Genomic DNA, 2,734 nt, shown 5'->3' on the forward strand with positions numbered 1-2,734 from the left:
CGCCGCCGGTCATCACGAAGATCACGTCGAAGCTATTGGCGACCCAGATCATCCGCAGCAGCACGGCGGTCATCATCACGCCCGAGATGCCGGGCAGGGTGATGTGCCAGAACTGGCGCCAGGCCGAGGCGCCGTCGATCGAGGCGGCCTCGTAGTAGCTCTGCGGGATCGACTGCAGGCCTGCGAGGATCATCACCGCGAAGAACGGGAAGCCCTGCCAGGTCAGCGTCAGGATGATCGAGGCCAGCGCGGTATCGGGGTCGGCAAGCCACGGGATCGCCTGCTGGATGAGCCCCATGCGCAGCAAGAGCTCGTTGGCGATGCCGTAGTTGCTGTCGTAGATCCACACCCACATCAGCGCGATCACCACCGAAGGCAGGGCCCAGGGGATGATGATCAGCGCCCGCGCCACCGGGCGCCAGGGGAACTCCTGGTTCAGCAGCAGCGCGGTCGCCAGCCCCAGCAGCAGCTGCGCCGGGATCGTGGTGCACATCCAGATGATCGTGTGCTTGAGCGAGATCCAGAACACCTCGTCCGAAAGCGCCGCCTTGAAGTTGTCGAGCCCGACCCAGGTGAAGTCGTTGGGCCGGAAGAGCACGTAGTCGTGCAGGCTCATCCAGGCGGTCTGGAGCATCGGGAAGAACACGATGGCGAGGGTGACGAGCACCGCCGGCGACAGCATCGCGTAGGGCAGCACATGGCGTCCCAGCGAGGCGCGGCGGGCGGTTCTTTCGGAGACATGTGTCATGGTCGCGTCCGTCATGGGCACGGTCTTTCGGTGTCCGGGGGAAGGGAAGTCCGGGCGCCCTAGGGATGGGCGCCCGGGGGGTGGGTCACTCGGCGAAGAGCTTCTCGATGTTGGTGTTCATCTGCTCTGCGGTGATGTCGCCGGTGAGGACCCGCTGCATGTTCGTGGGCCACTCGGTGTTGACGAAGTCCGCCGTGGCGTTGCTGTTGGGCAGCATCTCGGCGAAGGGCAGGCTGTCGACGGTGGCCTGCACGAAGCGCTGCGGGTGCAGGCTCCAGGCCTCGCTGTCGGATTTCACCACCGGAAGCTGGCCGGTGGCCTCGTTGAAGAGCGCGTTGTTCTCGGGCGAGGACAGGAACGAGATCCACTTCCACGCGGCCTCGGGATCCTCGGCCGAGGACAGCACCGCGGTGCTCTCGTCGCCGAAGGCGGTCCACTGGCCGCCGCCGCAGGCGGGCACGGGCGCCGCCGCCACGTTGTCGCCAAGCGCCTCGACCATGCCGTTGGCCGAGCCGATGTGGTGGATGGTCATCGCGGTCTTGCCGGCCTTGAAGGCGCCGATGATCTCCTGGAAGCCGTCGTTGGGGGCCGAGGGCGGGAACACCTTGTCCTGCTGGAACAGGTCCGCCACGAACTGCGTACCGGCGATGCCCGCCTCCGAGGTCAGCCCCTCGGTCAGGCTCACGCCGTCGGCGCCGAGCACGAAGCTCGCCCAGTGGTCGTGGCCGCCCTTGCCGCCGCGGAAGCCGAAGCCGTAGGTGTCGATCTGGCCGTCACCGTCGGTGTCGCGGGTGAGCGCCTTGGCCGCGTCGCGGAACTCCTCGCAGGTGGTCGGCACCGAGAGGCCCAGTTCCTCGAACATGTCGGGGCGGTAGTAGAGGTAGAGCACCACGTATTGCACCGGCAGGTAATACTGCTTGCCGTCCGGGCCCTTGGTGAGCTCGATCAGGTTATCCTGCAGCCCCTCGGTGCCCTCCCACGAGGCCAGCCAGTCGTCGATCGGGGCCAGCGCGCCCATCTCGACGAGGCGCGGCTGGGCGAACATCTTGACCATCGCCGCATCCGGCGCGTTGGCGCCGATGATCGCGGTGTAGAGCTGGTCGTAGTAGCTGTTCCACGGGATGTTCTCGGCCTCGACGGTGATGTCGGGGTTGGCGGCCTCGAACTTCTCGACCAGCGCGTCCATCGGGTTGTCGGCGTTGTCGAAGTGGTACCAGAAACGCACCGTGCTGTCGGCGCTGGCCATGCCCGCGCACAGCGCGAGGGTCGATGCGAGCCCGGTCAAGGTTCTCAATTTCATTGTCTTCCTCCCTAAATGTCCGCCTCTTCCTCAGGCGGTAATGCGTTGAAAGACCTCGCCGGCCCGGCTGAAGGCGTCCGCCGCCTCCGGCAGGGCGAGGCCCATCTGCATGAACCCGTGCACGACGCCCGGGATCAGGTCATAGTCATCCTCGCGCCCCAGCGCGCGCAGCCGCGCCACCAGCGCCTCGGTGTCCGAGAGCAGCGGGTCGAGTTCGGCGGCGTTGAGATAGAGCGGCGGCATCGCGGCAAGCTGCGCGTCGCTGGCGGCCAGCGGCGCCACGGTGGGCGTGCCGCGCTTGGTCTCGGGGGCGTACCAGTCCCAGTAGCGCATCATCTTGGCGCGGGTGAGCCCGGGGCCCTCGGCGTTGCGGATGTAGCTGGGACTGTCGAAATCGGCGCCGTAGACGCCGTAGAACAGCAGCGCCGCGGCGGGCAGGGGGGCGCCCTCGTCGTGCAGCGCCAGCATCGCGGCAAGCGACAGGTTGGCCCCGGCGCTGTCGCCGCCGATGCTCCAGCGCCGGCCCGTGTCGAGCGCACGCCAGGCGCTCAGCACATCCGCGAGGCCCGAGGGGTAGGGGTTCTCGGGGGCGAGCCGGTAGTCGAAGGTCAGCACCGGGCAGGCACAGGCCTCGGCGATGCGCCGCGCGGCGCCCTCATGGGTGGAGACCGAGCACAGCGCCCAGC

Annotated in this window: 3 protein-coding genes; all 3 read right to left on the minus strand. The window is 68.0% G+C overall.

The annotated features are described in order from the left end of the window. On the minus strand, positions 1-763 hold a 763-nt coding region (locus tag HC022_RS23385; RefSeq protein WP_167454004.1), incomplete at its 3' end, for a carbohydrate ABC transporter permease. 70 nt (positions 764-833) lie between these two features. After that, positions 834-2,048: a sugar ABC transporter substrate-binding protein gene (locus tag HC022_RS23390; RefSeq protein WP_167454005.1), complete on the minus strand. Its 1,215-nt coding sequence runs from the start codon at positions 2,046-2,048 to the stop codon at positions 834-836. Between the two features lie 30 nt (positions 2,049-2,078). Further along, positions 2,079-2,734: alpha/beta hydrolase (locus HC022_RS23395; RefSeq protein ID WP_167454006.1), on the minus strand; the 656-nt coding region annotated here is incomplete at its 5' end.

Source organism: Salipiger sp. HF18 (genome assembly GCF_011806505.1).
In the GTDB taxonomy this organism is placed as follows: domain Bacteria; phylum Pseudomonadota; class Alphaproteobacteria; order Rhodobacterales; family Rhodobacteraceae; genus Salipiger; species Salipiger thiooxidans.

Bases quoted from the DNA above. Each gene is read 5' to 3' on its own strand.
- HC022_RS23390 (WP_167454005.1), bottom strand. From the start codon at position 2,048: ATGAAATTGAGAACCTTGACCGGGCTCGCATCGACCCTCGCGCTGTGC.